This window comes from Flavobacterium sp., from assembly GCF_040402895.1.
GTDB lineage: Bacteria > Bacteroidota > Bacteroidia > Flavobacteriales > Flavobacteriaceae > Flavobacterium.
Genome location: NZ_JBBALR010000003.1, coordinates 140,554 through 162,099, shown reverse-complemented (window position 1 = coordinate 162,099; position 21,546 = coordinate 140,554). Strand labels below are relative to the sequence as shown.

Annotated in this window: 12 protein-coding genes; 6 read left to right on the top strand and 6 right to left on the bottom strand. The window is 31.1% G+C overall.

The genetic code is table 11. The features are described from left to right. Positions 1 to 51: 51 nt before the first annotated feature. Entirely contained in the window at positions 52 to 837 is a 786-nt protein-coding gene (locus tag ABWP60_RS04720; protein WP_353149245.1) for a hypothetical protein, read from the top strand. A 101-nt stretch (positions 838 to 938) separates the two neighbouring features. Here ABWP60_RS04720 and tyrS read toward each other — a convergent pair whose 3' ends face one another. The 4 genes from tyrS to ABWP60_RS04700 all read right to left on the bottom strand — a co-directional run bounded on the left by tyrS (position 939) and on the right by ABWP60_RS04700 (position 7,613). Continuing rightward, positions 939 to 2,237 carry a tyrosine--tRNA ligase gene (tyrS, locus tag ABWP60_RS04715; protein WP_353149242.1) on the bottom strand — a complete coding sequence of 433 codons (1,299 nt, stop codon included), beginning with the start codon at positions 2,235 to 2,237 and terminating at the stop codon, positions 939 to 941. A gap of 6 nt (positions 2,238 to 2,243) precedes the next feature. Beyond that, on the bottom strand, positions 2,244 to 4,658 hold the full coding sequence (locus ABWP60_RS04710; RefSeq protein ID WP_353149239.1) for an efflux RND transporter permease subunit: 2,415 nt from the start codon (positions 4,656 to 4,658) through the stop codon (positions 2,244 to 2,246). 39 nt (positions 4,659 to 4,697) lie between these two features. Continuing rightward, positions 4,698 to 6,926: a DUF5686 family protein gene (locus ABWP60_RS04705; RefSeq protein ID WP_353149236.1), complete on the bottom strand. Its 2,229-nt coding sequence runs from the start codon at positions 6,924 to 6,926 to the stop codon at positions 4,698 to 4,700. A 78-nt stretch (positions 6,927 to 7,004) separates the two neighbouring features. Beyond that, positions 7,005 to 7,613 (bottom strand): superoxide dismutase, encoded by a 609-nt coding sequence (locus ABWP60_RS04700; RefSeq protein WP_353149234.1) that lies wholly within the window; start codon positions 7,611 to 7,613, stop codon positions 7,005 to 7,007. A 105-nt stretch (positions 7,614 to 7,718) separates the two neighbouring features. On the opposite strand from ABWP60_RS04700, the gene ABWP60_RS04695 reads away from it, so the two are divergent. The 4 genes from ABWP60_RS04695 to ABWP60_RS04680 all read left to right on the top strand — a co-directional run bounded on the left by ABWP60_RS04695 (position 7,719) and on the right by ABWP60_RS04680 (position 16,464). After that, complete coding sequence (locus tag ABWP60_RS04695) at positions 7,719 to 10,862, top strand: UvrD-helicase domain-containing protein (RefSeq protein ID WP_353149231.1); 3,144 nt, start codon at positions 7,719 to 7,721, stop codon at positions 10,860 to 10,862. Between the two features lie 34 nt (positions 10,863 to 10,896). Further along, a complete protein-coding gene (kbl, locus tag ABWP60_RS04690) occupies positions 10,897 to 12,090 on the top strand; it encodes a glycine C-acetyltransferase (RefSeq protein ID WP_353149228.1) in 1,194 nt (397 codons plus the stop codon). Positions 12,091 to 12,205: 115 nt separating this feature from the next. Continuing rightward, a complete protein-coding gene (locus ABWP60_RS04685; protein ID WP_353149225.1) occupies positions 12,206 to 13,609 on the top strand; it encodes an OmpA family protein in 1,404 nt (467 codons plus the stop codon). A gap of 65 nt (positions 13,610 to 13,674) precedes the next feature. Next, positions 13,675 to 16,464, top strand: a complete 2,790-nt coding sequence (locus ABWP60_RS04680; protein ID WP_353149222.1) for a PD-(D/E)XK nuclease family protein — start codon at positions 13,675 to 13,677, stop codon at positions 16,462 to 16,464. Positions 16,465 to 16,531: 67 nt separating this feature from the next. On the opposite strand, the gene ABWP60_RS04675 is transcribed toward ABWP60_RS04680, so the two are convergent. Continuing rightward, the gene (locus ABWP60_RS04675; protein WP_353149220.1) at positions 16,532 to 17,311 is read right to left on the bottom strand and encodes an alpha/beta fold hydrolase; all 780 of its coding nucleotides are present in this window, start codon (positions 17,309 to 17,311) and stop codon (positions 16,532 to 16,534) included. A gap of 112 nt (positions 17,312 to 17,423) precedes the next feature. After that, complete coding sequence (locus ABWP60_RS04670; protein ID WP_353149217.1) at positions 17,424 to 18,716, bottom strand: aminopeptidase P family protein; 1,293 nt, start codon at positions 18,714 to 18,716, stop codon at positions 17,424 to 17,426. A 100-nt stretch (positions 18,717 to 18,816) separates the two neighbouring features. On the opposite strand from ABWP60_RS04670, the gene ABWP60_RS04665 reads away from it, so the two are divergent. Beyond that, positions 18,817 to 21,435, top strand: a complete 2,619-nt coding sequence (locus ABWP60_RS04665) for a WD40/YVTN/BNR-like repeat-containing protein (protein WP_353149214.1) — start codon at positions 18,817 to 18,819, stop codon at positions 21,433 to 21,435. The last annotated feature ends 111 nt before the right edge of the window (positions 21,436 to 21,546 follow it).

The following is a 21,546-nucleotide window of genomic DNA, read 5'->3' as shown; positions in this document are numbered from 1 at the left end:
CTTTTTGTTTTTGAATTTACTAAATTCGCTAATGGAAAACTCTTTTTTTAAATGAAAAATAAAATTTTAATAATTGCCTTCTTTTTATCGGTAAATTCCTTTTCCCAAGATTTGTGTAACACAGATATTATGAATGGTGAAAAATTACTACCAAATAATGAAATTCAAAAATTTTTAAAATATGATTTCTCCGAATTGTGGCTCCAAACAAACAATAATTTAGTATATGGAATTTTAGGAGACGATTTCCAAAGAATTCAAATAAAGTTAATTTCTATTTCTAAAAACATTAATAATCAGAAGGAGTATTTTGTTTATGGAAAATCTAAAGTCAAAGAAAATATTTGCGAATTCGTTGGAAAAATTACAATTTATAAAATTCAAGAATCTAAAAGAGAACATTTTGGAGTAGATGATGAATTTAAAAATTTAGGTATAAATACACAAGGTTTACTGAGTGCTAAATATGAGTTTTTTGAAAATAAATTGCAATCACATTCAGGTTATTTTACTGGTAATATAGAATCAAAATGGTATTTAGATAAAGAGGAAAAAATACAATATGACAATATAAATATGCATTCTGATGGTTATTTCAATAATGCTTTTGTAGGAACTTGGAAAATGTATAATTCAAAATTAGAGAAAAAATGCCATTGGGGCGATTATAGAGTTCCAAGTGTAGATTGCGGCTTTGATATTGGTGCATCTGAATTTTCTGTTGCTGAAAAATATCATAAAAAAGGATGGATTGATATTGCCTTGATTGGCAAAATAAATAGTTTAGATATTATTGAATCTAAAAGTATAAATACTTTCAAAAATTGGTGGGAATAAAACGAATAGCTCATATTTACAATCTTGAATTATCAGAAAAAAACAAAAAAAGCCGTTCTTATTATTTTCAGAACGGCTTTTGAATTTTAGTTAAAACCAGCTTACACCACTTTTAAAATATAATAGTTTTTCTTCCCTTTTTGAAGTAAAACGAACGTATTCGCAATTAAATCGTTGGTTGAAATTATATATTCTTCTGTAACTTTTACTTTGTTTACCGAAACGGCATTTTCTTTTAAGGCTCTTCTGGTTTCGTTTCCTGAAGATAAAAATCCTGTTTTCACAAAGGCATCCACAATTGGGTAACCTGCTTCGATTTCTGCTAAAGTAACTTCCGCTTGATCTAAACTTTGGAAAACATTCGCTAATGTTTTTAAATCTAGTTGTTTTAAATCGTCAACCGTTGGTTTAAAGAAGGCTTGTGAAGCAAAAACCGCTTTTTCGTGTTCTGCTGCACCGTGAATCATAACAGTTACTTCTTCGGCTAATTTCTTCTGTAATACTCGTAAATGAGGTGCTTCAGCGTGTTCCGCTAATAACGCATCAATCGTAGCTTTGTCTAAAAATGTAAAAATTTTAATATATTTTTCTGCATCAACATCCGTCGTATTAAACCAAAATTGGTAAAATTCGTATGGCGACGTTTTATCAGCATCCAACCAAATGTTTCCTTTTTCCGATTTTCCGAATTTCGAGCCATCTGCTTTTGTAATTAACGGGCAAGTCATCGCGAACGCTTTTCCTTCCGTTTCAGAATCTACGTTCATTCTACGAATTAATTCTGTACCTGTAGTTATATTTCCCCATTGGTCGCTTCCACCCATTTGTAATTTACAATTATGGTGTTTATGCAAATGATAAAAATCGTATCCTTGAATTAATTGATACGTAAATTCTGTAAAACTCATTCCTTCGCCTTCACCAGACAATCTTTTTTTGACAGAATCTTTACTCATCATGTAGTTAACCGTAATGCGTTTTCCTACTTCACGAACAAAATCAATGAACGAAAAATCTTTCATCCAATCGTAATTGTTCACTAAAACTGGTGCTTGTGCATCGGTAGCATGGAAATCTAAAAATCGAGACAACACCCCTTTAATTCCTTCTACATTATGATTTAAAGTGGCTTCATCTAATAAATTTCTTTCGTTAGATTTTCCTGAGGGATCACCAATCATTCCTGTGGCACCACCCACTAAAGCAAATGGTTTATGTCCGAATTTTCGTAAATGCATCAATAGAATAATAGGCACCAAACTTCCAATATGTAACGAATCTGAAGTAGGATCAAAGCCAATATAAACAGCTGTTGGCTCTTTTAAAAGTTGTTCTTCTGTTCCTGGCATGGCATCGTGGACCAAACCTCTCCATTGTAATTCTTCAATTAAATTCTTCATGTTGTTTTATTTTTCTTCAACCACAGCATCTGGGTCATCATCATTTTCTAAAATATCTATTCTTGGTTCTTTTAATTCTTGCGCATTGGCTAAACTTCTATTTAAGGATAAAACCAAACTTGGTAATAAAATTAAATTGGTTAACATTCCGAATAATAACGTAATGGAAACCAAACCTCCTAAAGCCACAGTTCCTCCGAAATCGGATAAGGTAAACACTGAAAATCCGAACAACAACACGAAAGAAGTGTAAAACATACTTGGTCCTTCTTCGTTTAATGTGGCGAAAATTGATTTTCTTATTTTCCAGTTATTTCTAACCAATTCTTGTCGGTATTGCGCTAAGAATCGAATCGTATCATCTACGGAAAGTCCGAACGCAATTCCGAAAACCAAAATAGTTGAGGGCTTAATTGGAATGCCTAAATACCCCATCAATCCAGCTGTAGCTAATAAGGGTAATAAATTCGGAATCAAAGCTACAAAAATCATTTTCACCGAACGGAATAAGAAAAAGATTAAAGCAGCTGTTAATGCTAAAGCGAATAATAACGATTCAATTAAGTTTTCTAATAAATAACTAGTTCCTTTTTGAAACAATAATGCTTTTCCAGTAATGGTTACTGTGAAACGTTCTTTTGGGAATAATTTATTGATTCGGTCATTTAATTTTTCTTCCACTTTTACCATCTCATCTGTGCTGACTTCTCGCATAAATGTTGAAATTCTAGCGTATCGACCAGTGGCATCTACATAACTTTTTAGTGGATTATTTTTGCTGTCTTTCGACGAATTTTTCAAATAAGGTAAAATAAAAGCTTGCTCTTGCGAATCGGGTAAATCGTAAAAAGCAGGATTTCCGTTGTAATACGCTTGTTTCGAAAACTTCACTAAATTGACAATAGAAACCGGTTTTGAAAGTTCAGGAATCGCTTCAATTTCCGATTGCAATTCGTCCATTTTTTTCAAAGTCGAAATTTTCATCACGCCTTTTTTACGTTTGGTATCAATCAAAATTTCTACAGGTAAAACCCCTTTAAATTCTTTTTCGAAGAAACGAATGTCTTCAAAAAACGGCGTACTTTTTGGCATATCTTCTAAAATGCTTCCAGAAATATTTATTTTATAAACGCCAATAATTCCTAAAATTAAAATACCAACTGCAACCGAATACACACGAACATTATGAAATTTTACTTGGTTGATAATCCAGTTTTTAAAATTCACTAAATAGCCGCGTTCCAAATGTTCCAAATGTTTCGCTTTTGGAATCGGCATAAAACTGAAGAAAATTGGAATTACAAATAAACTCAGCACAAAAAGCGCCATAATATTTATGGAGGTTACGATACCAAATTCTTGTAATAATTTATTATCGGTAATAATGAATGTAGCAAAACCTACCGCAGTTGTAACATTTGTAATGAAAGTTGCGGTTCCGACTTTGGTTAAAACACGTTGTAAACCTTTCGCTTTATTTCCATGAATTCGCGTTTCTTGGTGGTATTTATTGGTTAAGAAAATACAATTAGGAATTCCAATAATGACAATTAATGAAGGCACTAAAGCAGTTAAAACTGTAATTTCGTAACGCAATAATCCTAAAAATCCGAAAGACCACATTACGCCAATTATCACAACAAAAAGCGCCATCATGGTTGTGCGAAACGAACGGAAAAAGAAATAAAAGATTAATGAGGTTACCAATAAAGTAGCGCCAATAAACAAACCAATTTCGCTAATAATAGCTTTGGCATTCATAGTTCTTATGTAAGGCATTCCCGATACTTTGATAGCTATTTTGGTTGTTTCTTTAAACGATTCAATAGACGGAATTAGTTTGTTTAAAACAAATTCTTTTCTTTCGGGTTTGTTAACTATATCTTTTTTCAGGTAAATGACGCTTCTAACCACGCCACTTTTTTTATTAAACAATAAGCTTTCGTAAAAAGGCATTTTGTTTAATAAATCTTGTTTTTTGGTATTCAAATAAGCGGCATCAGCGACTTTGTTTTGATCTATAAAAGGTTGTACTTGAAAGGTTTGTAAGGAATCATTTTTTACTAAATCTCGAATTTCATTGAATGACAACACGGCATCTACTTCTTTGTTTTTAGCAATAGCAGCCATCATGTTATTCCAAGCTTTAAATGTTTCGGGTTTAAAAACATCGGAACTTTTAACGGCAAAAATGATTACATTTCCTTCTTCACCAAATTTCTTTAAAAAATCGGTGTAAGCTATATTTTCTTTATGGTCTTTGGGTAATAAATTGGCTTCAGTTTGTGTAAAACGAATATATTTCCATTGCATCGCCATAAAAATAGTAAACAAAGCAATGCATAAAAGCACCCAATGTCTATTTCTTAAAAGCGTTCGAGCTACAAAATTCCAAAAACTGGTGTTTAACCACTTCGTCATGATATGATTTTAGGGTGCAAAGGTAAGAATTATGGTGAATTATATCCCCAAATTCAAAGTAAAAGATAATTTTATGGCAATATTTTGATCAAATTTTTCTAATTGATACGGGCCATATCTATAATAAGTGGACAAACCAAAGCCTTTAAAAATATTTTGCAATTCAAATCCACTTTCATAAAAACCTTTTTCCATAGTTTTAAATACGATACCTTGATGATTTTCAGGATGTGAAAAACCTCCAAAAGCCACTTTACTACCAACCACTAAAATAGGTTTGATGCTTTTTGAAATTTGAAATTTATTAAAGTAATGTTTCAATTGAAAAAGCGAATACCTGTCTGAAAAAAATTCATTAAAATACATGGTTTCAAAAGATGTTTTATTTGCAAATGTAATTCGCCTTAAAATGGCTTCTCGGTCTAAATTATTTGGCGCTACACTATATAAATGAGAAAGTGGAACAGTACCTAAACTAATTCCTCCTTGAAATAAAAAAGTGGTTTTTTGTCCTGATAAATGTTTCTTTTCTTGATACACACGGGCATCTATTTTTGTAAATTCAATATTTTCGCTCAATACATTTGGAATGGCTTGAGACACCTGCAAAATTATTTTTGGAAATCCTTTTTCTACTTCTAATATTTCTTGTGGCGCTTGTAAAAATTTACTGTTTGGCGACCATTCCATACTTAAAGTTGCTATTGTTAAATTGTATACTTTATAGGAATTATTTGGGGTATTAAATTCGTAATTAAATAAAGGATTGATTCTGGAACGACTTATTTTAAAAGTTGTTTCAATTTTAGAAATGAATTTAGATTCAAAAGTCAGTTCATACGATTGATGGTTGTAAAATGTAGAAAGATTAAAAGGACGTGGATCTATAAGTCTAAATCGTTTATTGTCTGCTATAAGAGATAAATCGGCAAATTCAATAATATCATCTGTAAAGGATCCCGAAATCCAACTATCCGTATTTTTTGAAAGACGAAATGCACTACCAAGTTGACTTTTAAAAACGCCATCTTTTGTACCATAAGCACCATAACCAAATAATCTATAATAAGTCGAAAAGCGGTCATTTGTTGCAATTCCTATGCCTAATCGAAACCCTTCGTAATTGTTATATTTAAAAATATCTCGAGCTCGAAAATCAAACCAACCAATTGGAATTTGTCCGTTAATAAGTTTTTTACCGAAATAAATTTTCTTTTCAATTTTTGTTGCGGTTACTAAACTGTCTAATGCTTGATAAGTATTTTGTGATCTTTTGTCTAAAGTATCGTTTGAGATTGTTGTAAAAAAAGCAGCATTTGTTTTAATTGCACTTTTATCAATTTGAATTTGATAACGTTGTTTTTTTGGAAGTTCTGTAAAGTTATAATTACTGTAATCCCTGTAAATTTTCACAAACAAATCATTAGAATAGTCATACTTTTTAGACGTGTTCGGTAAATTATCAAACTGAATGGTTTCTCCCAAAAAATCAATATTTTGTTTTCCTTTTCCTTTAGTTACTAATATGTTTTGCGAAATAGGAAACCACGATTTTCCGTCATTAAAAGAATTAAAAATAGTTTCCGCTTTTACATTAATAATACTATTTATAAAAAAAGTAATTTTAGTAATGGCATTTGTTTTTAAATTAATAGTAGCAATTCCTTTTAATTTGTTTTTTTTGATGCTTTTTTTTAATTCAAATTGCAATACTATTTCATTACCATTTGGTTTGCTTAAGGTATCTGTTATTTCAAATTTATATTTAAGTGCGCCTTCAGTTGAAAATGGGTTTTGAAAGGTAAATTGTAAAATTTTCAGATGTTTTTTACTCAAATCAAATGGCATAAATTCCTGACCTAGCAATTCGTAAATAGGTTGTTTTAAACCAGCCATTTTTAAGCCAATAATAGTTTCTTTTTTCTTCCCTTTTTCGATGGAAACGGTAGCTACTTTTTCGGTTTGATAAACATGTTGATTGGTAATAATTTTCTTAAATTTATAACTGGAAGAATCGATTGTGAATTTTGTTTTTCGCTTATTTTTAAACAAAGTATCAATAGAAGCAGAAATAGAATCCGGAGAAGCAGAGATTATTGATTTTTCGTAAAAGGTGTAACTAAAATCAGTATTTTTAATATGATTATTGGTTAAAACGCCAATAATATTTTGGACTACTTTTACAGTGTTTTCATTTTGATTTACAGCGTTTTTTTGAGCAACCGCTCCAATAGAAAATAAAAAAACAAACCACAGCAGTACTCTCATTTAGAATAAATAAAAAAACAAATATACAGATAATAAAAAAGCGTCCAATTACTTGCACGCTTTTATTTTTTTTAAAATTTATTTTGCTTCGTGGAAACGTTTTGTTACTTCGTCCCAGTTAATTACATTGAAAAAAGCTTCAATATAATCGGGTCTTCTATTTTGGTAGTTTAAATAATAGGCGTGTTCCCAAACGTCTAAACCTAAAACAGGTGTTCCATCACAACCAATTCCTGGCATTAAAGGATTATCTTGATTTGGTGAAGAACACACTTCAACTTTTCCACCTTTATGCACACAAAGCCAAGCCCATCCGGAACCAAAACGAGTAGCTGCCGCTTTTGCAAATTCTGCTTTAAAAGCATCAAACGAACCATAAGCCGAGTCAATAGCACTTGCTAATTCACCTGTTGGCAAACCACCACCATTTGGCGACATTACGGTCCAAAATAAATTATGATTGTAAAAACCACCACCGTTATTTCTAACTGGCATGTTATTCATGTCTAAATTGGCCATAATTGACTCAATAGATTTTCCTTCTAAATCTGTTCCAGCTATAGCTGCATTCAAATTTGTGGTGTAAGCATTATGATGTTTTGTATGGTGAATTTCCATAGTTCTTGCATCAACATGTGGTTCTAATGCATCATATGCATAAGGTAATTGTGGGAGTTCAAAAGCCATGATTTACTATTTTTAATGGATTAATTATTTTTTTCAAATTTATAACTTTAACTTTGAAAATAAAATTTTTCCGTCTTAATACTTTCTTAAAAGATTTTTTGTAATATGGCATTTCAAGTTTATAACGCTTCCGCTGGTTCTGGTAAAACATATACCTTAACAAAAGAATATTTAAAAATTTTATTGGTAGCTCCTGCCAACGATACCTATAAAAAAATTCTTGCCATTACTTTTACGAATAAAGCGGTAGAAGAAATGAAAAGTCGGATTATTGATAGTTTAATTGCTTTTACAAAAAATGAAGTTTCTGAAAAAACCGCTAATTTTATGCAAGAAATTGCTTCCGAAATAAAAGTAGATGTTCCAACAATACAACAAAAATCAAAGAAGATTTTAAAGAACCTAATTCATAATTATGCAGCATTTGATATTTCAACAATAGATAAATTTACACATCGCATCATTAGAACATTTACGAACGATTTAAATTTACCTACCAATTTTGATGTTACTTTAGATACAGAGGAGCTTTTGAAAAATGCCATTGATGTTGTAGTTGCTAAAGCAGGCGAAGAGGATGAATTAACACATGTTTTAATAAATTTTGCAAAAAGCAAAACAGATGATGATAAAAGTTGGGATGTAACTTTAGATTTATATGAAGTCTCCAGATTAATTTTAAACGAAGAGCATTTTTTTAATTTTGGAAAATTAAGCGATAAATCGGTAGATGATTTTACTAAAATTTCGGAGAAAATAAAGTTAAAAATAGCATCCAATAAATTAAAAATAAAGGAAAATGCGAAATTCATTTTAGATGATTTTGCAACAAATAATTTAACGGAAGAAGATTTTGACCGAAAGACGTTTTACAATCATGTTGTCAATTTGTTTAACGAAAAAGCAACTGATTATGATTATGTAAGCGATAAAGAAATTACTGTCCCTAAAAAATCCAATAATTCAGAAGCAATTTATCGTTTGGCTCCTGCCTGGAAAGAAAAATTAAGTCTTATTTACAAAGCAAAAAACGAAAATGCATTATTTGATTTGATTGTCAAAAATATGATTCCGTTGTCGCTAATTAATGTAATCTACAAAGAATATAAGCAATTACAAGAAGATCAAAATGTGTTGTCTATTTCCGATTTTAATACCATAATTAATACCGAAATTAAAGACCAGCCCGCACCTTTTATTTATGAGCGTTTAGGAGATAGATACCGTCATTATTTTATAGATGAGTTTCAGGACACCTCGCAGTTACAGTGGGAAAATTTTATTCCATTAATTGATAATGCTTTGGCAAGCGAAGATTTAGATGGCACAAAAGGTTCTTTACTGATTGTAGGCGATCCAAAGCAATCTATTTACCGATGGCGTGGAGGAAAAGCGGAACAATTTATCGATTTAAGCACCACTGTCAATCCGTTTTCTAACAATGAAAAATCTGTAGAAAATTTACCAAAAAATTATAGAAGTTATTCAGAAGTTATTGATTTTAATAATCAATTTTTTCAATTTCTTTCAGGAGAATTTACCAATGAAGCCTATCAAAAATTATATAAAGAAACTGCTGAACAGGAAATAAATGAAAAAACAGGTGGTTTTGTATCCGTTACTTTTTTAGATGACACCATTGAAATTAATGAAGAAATCTCCGATGATGATACTATCACCGAAAAAGACAAGCAATATTTGTCTAAAACTTTAGAAATTATTCAAAACGCCATCGCTAATGGATTTGAGTATTCAGACATCGTTTTATTAACTCGAAAAACTAAAAACGGGGTTTTATTGGCTAATTTTTTAACCGAAAATAATATTCCAATTATTTCATCGGAAACATTACTAATTCAGAATGCTTCGGAAGTAAAATTTATAATTAATTTTTTAGAATATTTGGATAGTGCTAATAATCAAGAATCAAAAATAAATTGGTTATATTTTGTGGCAACTACAAAGGTTGATAAAAATAAAATTCACGATTTCATTGTGTCTGCAAAGGATGCATCAGAAACCGATTTGCAAAAGTATTTAGCTTCATATGGTTGTGACATATCATTTGAAAATTGCAGAAAAAAATCGTTGTATGACGCAGTAGAAAATATAGTAAACGTATTTATAAAAGAGAAAACTACCATTTCATACGTGCAATATTTTTTAGATTTAGTTTTAGAGCGAAATGTAAAATATCAAACTAGTATTGCTGATTTTTTAGAGTATTGGAAAAAATCGGGTTTCAAGCAAAGCATTCCGTCACCAGAAGGAGAAAAAGCCATTCGAATTATGACCATTCATAAATCGAAAGGATTAGAATTTCCTGTGGTAATTTATCCGTTTGCCGATGACAGCTTAAATCCAAGAAGTAATAATATTTGGATTCCAATGGAAGACGAAAGTGTTGATATGCCTCAAGCTTTGGTTAAAAACAATAAGATTCTAGAAAAATATAGTGGTACAACTAAAGAAATTTATCAAACCAAATCGCAAGAAGAAATTTTAGACACAATAAATGTTTTATACGTCGCTTTAACCCGTGCCGAAGAGCAATTGCATATTATAAGTAGTTATAAAATAACGTCAAAAGGAGAAATTGCTACTTCCAAAACGTTAGCTACATATTTTATAAATTTTTTGTCGCTAAAAGCAACTTTTTCTTTAGAACAAAAAGAATATGTTTTCGGAAATCCAACAAGACAATCGCAACCGAAAATTTTCGACAAAAATAAAGCAGATATTGAGTCCGTAAAAAAGGTATTAGATTTTTCTTCGATACGAATTGCAAAAAAAGAAGCTTTAATGTGGGGTACTTTAAAGCAAGATGCTATTGAGTTCGGAAATATTATTCATCAAATTTTATCTTATATTACTACGAAAAACGATTTGCAATCGGCATTAACTAAAAGCGTAGACGAAGGCCTGATTCAACAATCACAAAAATGCATTTTTGAAGATAAAATCAAACAAATTATACATCATCCAGAATTAGAAGATTATTTTAATCCGAATTACTCCGTTTTTACCGAACACAATATAATTTCTCCAAACGAAATCAATTTAAAACCAGATAGATTAGTAATTCATAATTCAGAAGCCTTTCTTATTGATTACAAAACAGGAGTACAAGACGAAAAACACAAAAAACAAATTGCAAACTATGTGCGCGTTATTGAAAAAATGAATTTGAAAGTAACTAAAAAAGTGTTGCTATATATAGGAGAAGATATAAAAATTATACATTTGTAGAAAATTAAAACATCCAACCATAAACAATAAAAAAATGTACGGAAAAATTCAAGCCCACTTACAAAATGAATTACATACAATTCAACAAAACGGATTGTACAAAAAAGAGCGCATTATCACTTCGCCACAAGGAACAGAAATAGTTGTAAACGGTGAAACGGTTTTAAATTTTTGTGCGAATAATTATTTAGGCTTATCATCTCATCCAGAAGTGGTTCAAGCAGCAAAAGACGCCTTAGATTCTCACGGCTTCGGAATGTCATCTGTTCGTTTCATTTGTGGAACCCAAGATATTCATAAACAATTAGAAGCAGAAATAGCAGATTTTTATGGAACGGAAGATACCATTTTATATGCCGCAGCTTTCGATGCCAATGGCGGTGTTTTCGAACCTTTATTAGGAGAAGAAGATTGCATTATTTCCGACAGTTTAAATCACGCTTCTATTATAGATGGGGTACGTTTGTGTAAAGCAGCACGTTATCGTTATGAAAATTCTAATATGCAAGATTTAGAAGCTCAATTAATTATGGCCAAAGAAGCAGGACATCGTTTTAAGTTGATTGTTACAGACGGAGTGTTTTCAATGGACGGACTAGTAGCGCCATTAGATAAAATTTGCGATTTAGCCGATAAATATGATGCATTAGTAATGGTAGATGAATGTCATGCTGCAGGTTTTATAGGCGCAACAGGTAAAGGAACTATGGAAGCTAAAAACGTTATGAATCGTGTAGATATTATAACTGGAACTTTAGGTAAAGCTTTGGGCGGTGCTATGGGTGGTTATACCACAGCTAAAAAAGAAGTGATTGAAATTTTACGCCAACGTTCACGACCTTATTTGTTTTCTAATTCTTTGGCACCATCAATTGTTGGAGCTTCTTTAAAAGTTTTTGAATTATTAAAAAAAGACACCACTTTAAGAGATCAATTAGAATGGAACACTAATTATTTTAAAGAAGGCATCCGAAAAGCGGGTTTGGATTTCATTGATGGGGATTCTGCAATTGTACCCGTTATGTTGTATGATGCTAAATTATCTCAAGAAATGGCAGATGAATTATTAAAATTAGGTATCTATGTAATTGGATTCTTTTATCCCGTTGTTCCAAAAAATAAAGCTAGAATTAGAGTACAATTATCTGCTGCACATACAAAAGAACAGTTAGATAAAGCCATATTTGCTTTTGAAAGTGTTGCCAAAAAATTAAATATTATTCAGTAAATTAATAGTGTTTAACTTTTAATTAAGAAAAATGAACTAAAAGTTTTGTGAATTACAAAAAACACATTACTTTTGTATTTATTATAACGCATTGTAATTAAATTAAATAAAAAGTATGAAACATCTTAACAAACTATTTGCTGGGGCGTTAATATTAGCTGGATTTGCAGCTAATGCTCAAAACAGCACAAACCCATGGGCCGTATCTTTTGGAGTTAACGCCATTGATACAAAAATTAGCATGAAAGGAAATGACCACCTTAGATTTGAAAAATTGAATAACGTAAAGGAAAACTTTAATATCGTGCCTTCAGTTTCTTATTTAAGTGTAGCTAAAAATGTTGGAGACAACTTCAGTTTTGGTTTAACGGGTTCATTTAACAAAATTACAAAATGGGCAAATCACATACCTCAAACTAAAAACACCTCTGAGGTTATTAATCCTGGTGATTTAGATTTTTATGGAGTTGATGCAGCAATCACTTACAGTTTTAAAAGTTTATTAAAATCAAAATGGTTTGATCCAACTTTAAATTTAGGTGGAGGTTACACTTTTTTTGGTGATGCTTCTGCTGGAACAGTTAATGCTGGATGGGGATTAAACTTTTGGTTTGCTAAAAATGTAGCATTAACTTTAGGTTCTACTTTAAAATATAGTTTCGACGATACTAGACTAGCAAATGTAGATGTGCCAACACATATTTTTCACCAAGCCGGTTTAAAATTCCAATTTGGGGCGAAAGACAGAGATGATGACGGTATTATTGACGCAGAAGATTCTTGTCCAGATGTTAAAGGATTAGCAGCTTTCCAAGGTTGTCCTGACTCAGATTCTGATGGAATCCAAGATTCAGCTGATGCTTGTCCAGAAGAAGCAGGTTCTCCAGAAATGAATGGATGTCCTGACCAAGATGGCGATACTGTTGCTGATAAAGATGACGCGTGTGTTGATGTTGCGGGTTTACCAGTTTTAAAAGGTTGTCCAGATGCAGATGGAGATGGAATTGCTGATCAAAACGACAAATGCCCTACTGTAAAAGGTGAAAAAGCTAACGGTGGATGCCCATGGCCTGATACTGATGGCGATAAAGTTTTAGATAAAGATGACAAATGTCCAACTTTAGCTGGAACTGTTGCAAATAACGGATGTCCTGAGGTATCTGAAGACACAATGAAAAAACTAAATGATTATGCTAAAACAATATTATTTGATTCTGCTAAATCATCATTCCAAAAACAAACATACCCAGTATTACAAGCTATTGTTGCTATATTAAAAGAATATCCTTCTGCTAAATTTGCTTTAGAAGGTCATACAGATTCAGATGGTAAAGATCAATCAAATTTACTTTTATCTCAAAATAGAGCTGCTGCCGTAAGAACATTCTTAATTGATAATGGTATTGCTGCTGACAGATTAACATCTGAAGGTTTTGGTGAAACTAAGCCAGTTGCAACTAACGCAACTAAAGCTGGAAAAGCGCAAAACAGAAGAGTAGAAGTTAAATTAGTAAAATAATTTTTCTCTCATAATATTTTAAAAAGGTCTCAATTTATTGAGACCTTTTTTTTATCTTTATTGCCATGGAGGCATCATTTTTATCTAAATTAGCAAAAGAGTTATTAAGTAATAACTCATCTTCGTTACACCACACTACTATTGTTTTACCGAACAAGCGCGCTAAAATTTTTTTATTAGGAGAATTAAAAAAACAATCTTCAGATACTTTTTTAGCACCCAAAATAGTAAGTATTGAAACGCTTATTGAGGAAATTGCGCAATTAAGGACACTTGATAATATTGAACTTTTGTTTGAGTTTTTTATTGTTTATTTAGATAATACCGAAAAATTAAAACAACAAGATTTTGAAAAATTTTCAAGTTGGGCGGTTACTTTAATTCAAGATTTTAATGAAATTGACAGGTATTTAATCAATCAGAATGAAATTTTCTCCTATTTATTAGATATTGAGCGCATTAAACATTGGACGCCAAATGTAAATAACCAATCTAAATTAATTGAAAGCCACTTAGAATTTTGGAAATTAATGCCTTTCTATTATGAAGCATTTACAACCCATTTATTAAATAAAAAAGTAGGATATCAAGGGTTGTTATATAGAAAATCAGCCGAAAATTGTTTGGCTTTTTCTGAAAAAATTCAGAACGAAACCTATGTGTTTGCTGGTTTTAATGCTTTAAATGCAGCTGAAGAAACTATAATTAAATGCTTGTTGGAAACCAAAAAAGCGACTGTGTATTGGGATATTGATACTGTTTTCTTAAAAGATGAATTCCATGATGCAGGTTTGTTTTTACGTCGAATAAAAAAATCTTGGAAATATTTTGAAACACAACCTTTTAATTGGATTACCAATTCATTTTCAAATAATAAAAATATTGAAGTTATTGGTACACCTAAATCTATTGGACAAGCAAAAATTGCTGGAAAAATTATAGAAAAAATCGTATTTGAAAACAAATCATTAGAAAATACTGCACTTGTTCTAAGCGAAGAAAATATTTTACTTCCCGTTTTAAATGCTTTACCAGTTGAGGTGGAGAATTTAAATATTACAATGGGGTATCCAAGTAAAAACAATCCAGCACAAATACTAATTTACAAATTATTTCAACTGCATTTAAACGCTCAAAATAGAAATAAAAAACAAAGTGTATTTTACTATAAAGAAGTATTAGAAATATTAAATAATCCATTAATTGTCTCAAGTATCCAAGCTAATGAAGTAGTTAAAATAATAAAAAATTCTAATTTAACTTTTATAACGAGTAATCGATTAGAAGAATTATTTTTCAAATACGATTTATCAAATAATGAATTAGTACATCATTTGTTTTTCGATTGGAATGAATCCATATCTGAAATTTTAGAGAAATTAAAAGCCATTCTGATTTATATTAAAACACATTTAAGTAATCAAAACGAGCAAGATAAAGTTACTAAAGCATTTGTTTTTTCAATATATAATGTAATTTTAAAAATTACAAATTATTATGAATCGTATAAAAATATTGAAAATTTAAATATTTTATTTAGTATCTATAAACAAGTTATAGACCAAGCTCAGGTTTCTTTTGAAGGCGAACCACTAAAAGGTTTACAAATTATGGGGATTTTGGAAAGTCGCGTTTTGGATTTCGAAAATGTAATTATTACTTCGCTAAATGAAGGTAAATTGCCTGGCGGAAAATCTAATAATTCCTTTATTCCGCATGATGTAAAATTAGAAAAAGGACTGCCAACATATAAAGAACGTGATGCCATCTTTACGTATCATTTTTATCGCTTATTACAACGGGCTAAAAATATTTATTTACTTTATAATACCCATTCTGAAGGTATTGATGCAGGAGAGAAGAGCCGATTTATTACACAATTAGAAATTGAACATCTACCAAATCATACGCTAAAAAAGGTTTTTTATAACGCAATTAAACCGGATACAATTTATCAACCGATTGAGGTAATAAAAACACAACCTATTTTAGATAGATTAACAGAAATTGCAACTATTAAAGGGTTTTCGCCTTCTGCTTTAACTAATTATTTACGAAATCCGATTCAGTTTTATTACCAACGAATTTTAGGCGTTCGTGAAAATGATGAGGTAGAAGAAAATGTGGCGGCTAATACTTTAGGAACTATAATTCATGAAGTGTTAGAAAAAATGTATGCTCCTTTCGAAGGCAAAAATATTCCAATTCAAGTTTCAGATATTGAGGTGATGATACAAAATATAGAAGCAATCACATTAGAAAAATTTAAAGATGTTTACAAAGAAGGCGACATCAAAAAAGGTAAAAATTTAATTGCTTTTGAAGTGGCCAAACGAAATATTTATAATTTTTTAATTCAAGAGAAACAAACTATTGAAACTGGTGACGAACTATTTATTTTGTCTTTAGAAAAACCACATGAAACCATATTTGAACATCATAATTTACCATTCCCAGTTAAAATTTCAGGGAAAGTAGACAGAATTGAGCTGCGAAATAATACCATTCGTATCATCGATTATAAAACTGGAAAAGTTGAAGGAAATAATCTTAAAATAAATACTTTTGAAGGTTTAACACTTGATTTGTCTAATGATAAAATTATTCAATTATTGTGTTATGCATTAATGTTTCAAGAAAATCCTTTAAAAGAAAATTATAATGTGGAAGTCGGAATTTTTTCTTTTAAGAACATGAAAGCTGGATTTTTACCTTTTACATTTGGTAAAGGCAGAGGTGTAGTTGGTGAAACAGTAATTACAACTGAATTTTTAGTAAATTTTAAAGAAGAATTGGTAATTTTAATTCAAGAAATTTTGAATCCTGAGATTTCTTTTAAAGAAGTAATATACTAAAATTGCAAAGGTTTTTTACATGTCTTGTTTAAGTTTTGGGAGACCTAAATCTTTGTATGCTTTGTGGTTAACCCTTCAAAAATCCGACCATAACTTTTTCCAACTCCGCTTGGTTTTCTAGGTGACTCATATGTCCGTCGTTGAAAGTTATTAGTTTTACATTTGTGCCTTCAATTTGTTCTACATTTTCTTCATAATTTAAAACAGGGTCTTTTTTTCCTAAAATTAATAAAATTGGATAGGTTGCAAAATGTAAAATTACTTCTCGGTCTTTTCTTAATTTCATACCTTCTTGAGCAGCAATAATTCCTTGTAACGAAGTTTGAAGTGCTTCTTCCCGAACCCATTCAATTTGTTCCGAAAGTATTGTTCTGTTTTCCTCTGAAAATAAATTGGCGATACTCATTCTAACCGCAGCCACATAATTTTGTTTCACTGCTTTTATAGCTCGGTTTCTATTAGCAATACGTTCGTCACTATCGGCACGAGAAGTCGAATTTAACAATACTAAACCTTTCATGAATTCTGGGTACAATTCGGCAACAGCTAAAGCTACATAACCCCCCATAGAATGCCCAACAAAAACCGCTTTTCTGATTTTTAATTCGGAAATTACTTGATGAACAGCATCCGCCATGTCTTCCATACTATGAATGTATCCTAAACAATCGGTTTGCCCGTGACCTAACAAATCAACACAAATCACTCGGTTTTTTTTAGCTAAAACAGGCGCCAAATAGTTCCACATGGTACTGTTTTCCAAAAAACCGTGTAACAAAATAACCGCAGTGCCTTTTCCTTGGTCGGTATAACTGATTTTAGTATTTTTGAAGTTCGTGGTTTTCATAAATACAAATGTAGAGTTTAAACGCAAAGCACACAAAGTTTTTTGTCTTCAAAAAAAACGGCTCACTTTCGTAAACCGTCTATTTTCTATACTCTATTCTCTTTTTTCTAAACTAAGCATTCATTATCGATTCAATTTCATCTGCTTCGATAGGAATATTTTTCATTAAGTTGAAAGGTTCTCCTTTTGGTTGAATCACCACATCATCTTCTAAACGTATTCCAAAACCTTCTGCAGGGATATAAATTCCTGGCTCTACAGTAAAAACCATATTGGCTTGCATGGGTTCATGTAATAAACCATAATCGTGCGTATCTAAACCTAAATGGTGTGACGTTCCGTGCATGAAATATTTTTTATACGCTGGCCATTCTGGATTTTCATTCTGTACATCCGCTTTTGTAATTAAGCCCAAACCTAATAATTCTGAAGTCATTATTTTACCAACTTCTATGTGATATTGTTTCCATAAAGTTCCAGGTAAAAGTAATTTTGTAGCTTCGTTTTTTACATTTAAAACGGCGTTGTAAACCGCCTTCTGTCTTTCAGTAAAACGTCCCGAAACAGGTATTACACGGGTTAAATCAGAAGAATAATTTGCATATTCTGCACCAACATCTAATAAAATTAAATCGCCAGCATTACAAACTTGGTTGTTTTCTATATAATGTAAGACATTTGCATTGTTTCCTGAAGCAATAATTGGTGTATAAGCAAAACCTTTCGAACGATTACGTAAAAATTCGTGTGCCAATTCCGCTTCAATCTCATACTCGGTTACGCCAGGTTTTACGAAGTTTAATACTCTTCGCACTCCTTTTTCAGTTATAGTACACGCATTTTGAATTAAATCTAATTCAATTTGGTCTTTTACGGAACGTAAACGTTGTAAAATTGGATTTGATTTTTCTACTTTATGCGCAGGATATTCGTTTTTCCACCATTTGATAAAACGGTCTTCACGTGTTTCTGTTTCTACTGCTGCTCTGTAATGTTCATTGGTGTTTATGTACATCGTATCGGCATACATCATCACTTCTTTTAAAACTTTATGAAAATCTTGAAGCCAATATACCGATTGGATTCCCGCTACTTCAAAAGCACGTTCTTTAGTTAATTTTTCGCCTTCCCAAATGGCTATGTGCTCGTTCGTTTCTTTTAAAAATAAAACTTCTTTCAAATGTTCATATGGCGCGTCTGGAAACAACATTAATACGCTTTCCTCTTGATCAACACCTGATAAGTAAAAAATATCTCGATGTTGTGCAAATGGCAATGTACTATCTGCAGAAACAGGATAAATATCATTAGAATTAAAAATAGCAACTCCGTTTGGCTTCATTTGTGCCATAAAGTTTTTACGATTTTTAATAAAAAGTTCTCGATTTATTGGTAAATATTTCATTTTTTGATACTATTAGTAATAGTTTTCAAAATTAATAACTTTCAAACAAATAGTTGTCAAATAATTCTATTAATTTTGAAACCAATCAAATTATATAAAAATGAAAAAAGTTATATTTTTTATCTCTCTTCTTAGTACTTTCGTTTCTTTGTCTCAAGTCAATAATTTTAAATCCATTGCTTTTCAGAATATTGGGCCTACAATAATGAGTGGTAGAGTAGTAGATTTGGCTGTAAATACTCAAAACCCCTCTGAATTTTATGCAGCTTATGCATCTGGCGGTCTTTGGTATACCAATAATAATGGTACTAGTTTTGAACCTGTTATGGATACTGCACCAACACAAAATATTGGTTGTGTTGCCGTAGATTGGAATTCAGGATTGATTTTGGTCGGAACTGGCGAAGTAAATTCTTCTCGTTCATCTTATGCTGGAATTGGTGTATTGAAATCTACAGATAAAGGCAAAACATGGACAAATATTGGTTTGCCAGATAGCCATCATATTTCTAAAATATGGATAAATCCAAATAATTCTAATGAAATTGTGGTTGGTGTTTTAGGACATTTGTATTCCAAAAATGAAGAAAGAGGCATTTTTAAAACCACTGATGGAGGAGAAAATTGGACAAAAACATTATTCATCAATGATGAAACAGGAATTGTAGATATTAGTTTTGCACCAAACAACTCAAAAATTATGTTTGCTGCGGCTTGGCAACGCGAACGTAAAGCAAATAATTTCAAAGGAAATGGAATACATTCAGGAATTTATAAAAGTGAAGATGCTGGAACTACTTGGAAAAAAATAAGTGATAATTCTGGTTTTCCATCTAATAGTGGAATAGGTAGAATTGGTTTAACTTCATTTAGTGAAAATAGTACTTACGCCATTGTTGACAATCAGAATTTACGACCAAATGCGTTAAACGAAAAGCCTAAAGATGCCAATTCCGCTTTATTTGAAGTGGATGTAATAGGTGCAGAAATTTACAAAACAACAGATTCAGGTAAAACTTGGAAAAAAACGCATGATTTGTTTATAGATGACGCTTTTTATTCTTATGGATATTATTTTGCAGATATTACTGTAGATGAATCCAATGAAAATAGAATTTATATTTCTGCAGTTCCTTTATTGTTTTCTAATGATGGAGGAAAATCATTTGAAGCAATTAGTAAAGAAAACGTTCATGCGGATCATCACGTTTGTTGGGTGAATCCAAAAAACCCAAATCATGTAATAAATGGAAATGATGGAGGTGTGAATATTACATACGATAACGGAAAACATTGGATAAAATGCAACAACCAGGCTGTTGGGCAATTTTATAGTGTAAATGTGGACAATAAAGAGAATTATGAAGTATATGGCGGATTGCAAGATAATGGCGTTTGGGTAGGGCCAAACAATTACGAGCACAATGTAGAATGGTTACAAGACGGAAAATATCCTTACGAATTTTTAAGTGGTGGAGATGGCATGCAAGTTCAAATAGATACTAGAACAAATAATTTGGTTTACACCGGATACCAGTTCGGAAATTATTCTAAAATAGACAGAATTACAGGAGAAAGAAATTACATTACTCCTCAAGCAGAAAAAAAAGAGGAACCCTACAGATTTAATTGGCAAACACCTATTTTGTTGTCATCGCATAATCAAGATGTTATTTATTTTGGCGGACAATATGTATTTCGATCAATGAATCAAGGCGAAGATTGGGAAAAAATTTCTACTGATTTAACTAATGGAAAAACGGAAGGTAATGTGCCCTTTGGGACTATAACTTCTATAGCCGAAAGTAAATTTAAATTTGGTAAATTAGTTGTCGGAACCGACGATGGAAATATTTATGTAACAAAAGATAGTGGTGAAAATTGGATAAAAATTTCAAGTAATTTGCCACAAAATTTATGGGTGTCTCGTGTACGATTATCAACCTTTAAATCCGATAGAATTTATGTTACATTAAATGGATACAGAAATGATAATTTCACCACATATGCCTTCGTTTCTGAAGATTTAGGTGCGAATTGGACATTGTTGACGGAAAATATTAATCAAAATGCAGCGAATGTAATTCTTGAAGATTCTGAAGATGAAAATATTCTATATTTAGGTACAGATAATGGGTTATTTATTTCTATGGATAAAGGAATGAATTGGCAAGAATTTTCAACAGCTATTCCAAATGTTGCCGTACACGATTTGGTCATTCAAAAAAGAGAAAAAGATTTAATTGTAGCCACTCACGGGCGTTCATTGTATAAGGTAAATCTTTCGAATATTCAACAAATTAATGAAAAAACAAAGGCAAATGGCCTGGCTTTATTTCCAATTAAAAACATTCCTTTTTCTAAAAATTGGGGCAATAAGCGTTCTGCTTGGGGAACTGAAAACGTACCAAATGTCATAATTTGGTATTACGTAAAAGAACTTTCAAACACAACTTTAACTATAAAAAATAAAGACGGAATTGTGGTCTTTAATTGTCAAAATAAATCGGAAAAAGGAATGCTTAAAATTGCGTTTGATTTAAGTATTGCTGAAAAAACAAAAACGGCAATGGAAAAGAAAGATAGTAAAATAAAAATTAAACTATCGGGCAATAAAAAATACTATTTACCAGCGGGAAAATATACAATTGAATTAGAAAATAACGGAAAGAAGGAGTCGCAATCTTTTGAAATAACAGAAAAAAACCAAATGAGATAAAATTTGGGTAAAATTTCATTCTTAAGATGTTGATATTCAACAAATGTTAAACTCATTTAAAATGATTATAAATTAACTTTCAAAGGTTGTAAGTCTTACTTATAACCTTTA

What these genes read in the sequence shown, in the direction of transcription:
- ABWP60_RS04720 (WP_353149245.1), top strand. Translation starts at nt 52, where the DNA reads ATGAAAAATAAAATTTTAATAATTGCCTTCTTTTTATCGGTAAATTCC.
- tyrS (WP_353149242.1), bottom strand. Translation starts at nt 2,237, where the DNA reads ATGAAGAATTTAATTGAAGAATTACAATGGAGAGGTTTGGTCCACGAT.
- ABWP60_RS04710 (WP_353149239.1), bottom strand. Translation starts at nt 4,658, where the DNA reads ATGACGAAGTGGTTAAACACCAGTTTTTGGAATTTTGTAGCTCGAACG.
- ABWP60_RS04705 (WP_353149236.1), bottom strand. Translation starts at nt 6,926, where the DNA reads ATGAGAGTACTGCTGTGGTTTGTTTTTTTATTTTCTATTGGAGCGGTT.
- ABWP60_RS04700 (WP_353149234.1), bottom strand. Translation starts at nt 7,613, where the DNA reads ATGGCTTTTGAACTCCCACAATTACCTTATGCATATGATGCATTAGAA.
- ABWP60_RS04695 (WP_353149231.1), top strand. Translation starts at nt 7,719, where the DNA reads ATGGCATTTCAAGTTTATAACGCTTCCGCTGGTTCTGGTAAAACATAT.
- kbl (WP_353149228.1), top strand. Translation starts at nt 10,897, where the DNA reads ATGTACGGAAAAATTCAAGCCCACTTACAAAATGAATTACATACAATT.
- ABWP60_RS04685 (WP_353149225.1), top strand. Translation starts at nt 12,206, where the DNA reads ATGAAACATCTTAACAAACTATTTGCTGGGGCGTTAATATTAGCTGGA.
- ABWP60_RS04680 (WP_353149222.1), top strand. Translation starts at nt 13,675, where the DNA reads ATGGAGGCATCATTTTTATCTAAATTAGCAAAAGAGTTATTAAGTAAT.
- ABWP60_RS04675 (WP_353149220.1), bottom strand. Translation starts at nt 17,311, where the DNA reads ATGAAAACCACGAACTTCAAAAATACTAAAATCAGTTATACCGACCAA.
- ABWP60_RS04670 (WP_353149217.1), bottom strand. Translation starts at nt 18,716, where the DNA reads ATGAAATATTTACCAATAAATCGAGAACTTTTTATTAAAAATCGTAAA.
- ABWP60_RS04665 (WP_353149214.1), top strand. Translation starts at nt 18,817, where the DNA reads ATGAAAAAAGTTATATTTTTTATCTCTCTTCTTAGTACTTTCGTTTCT.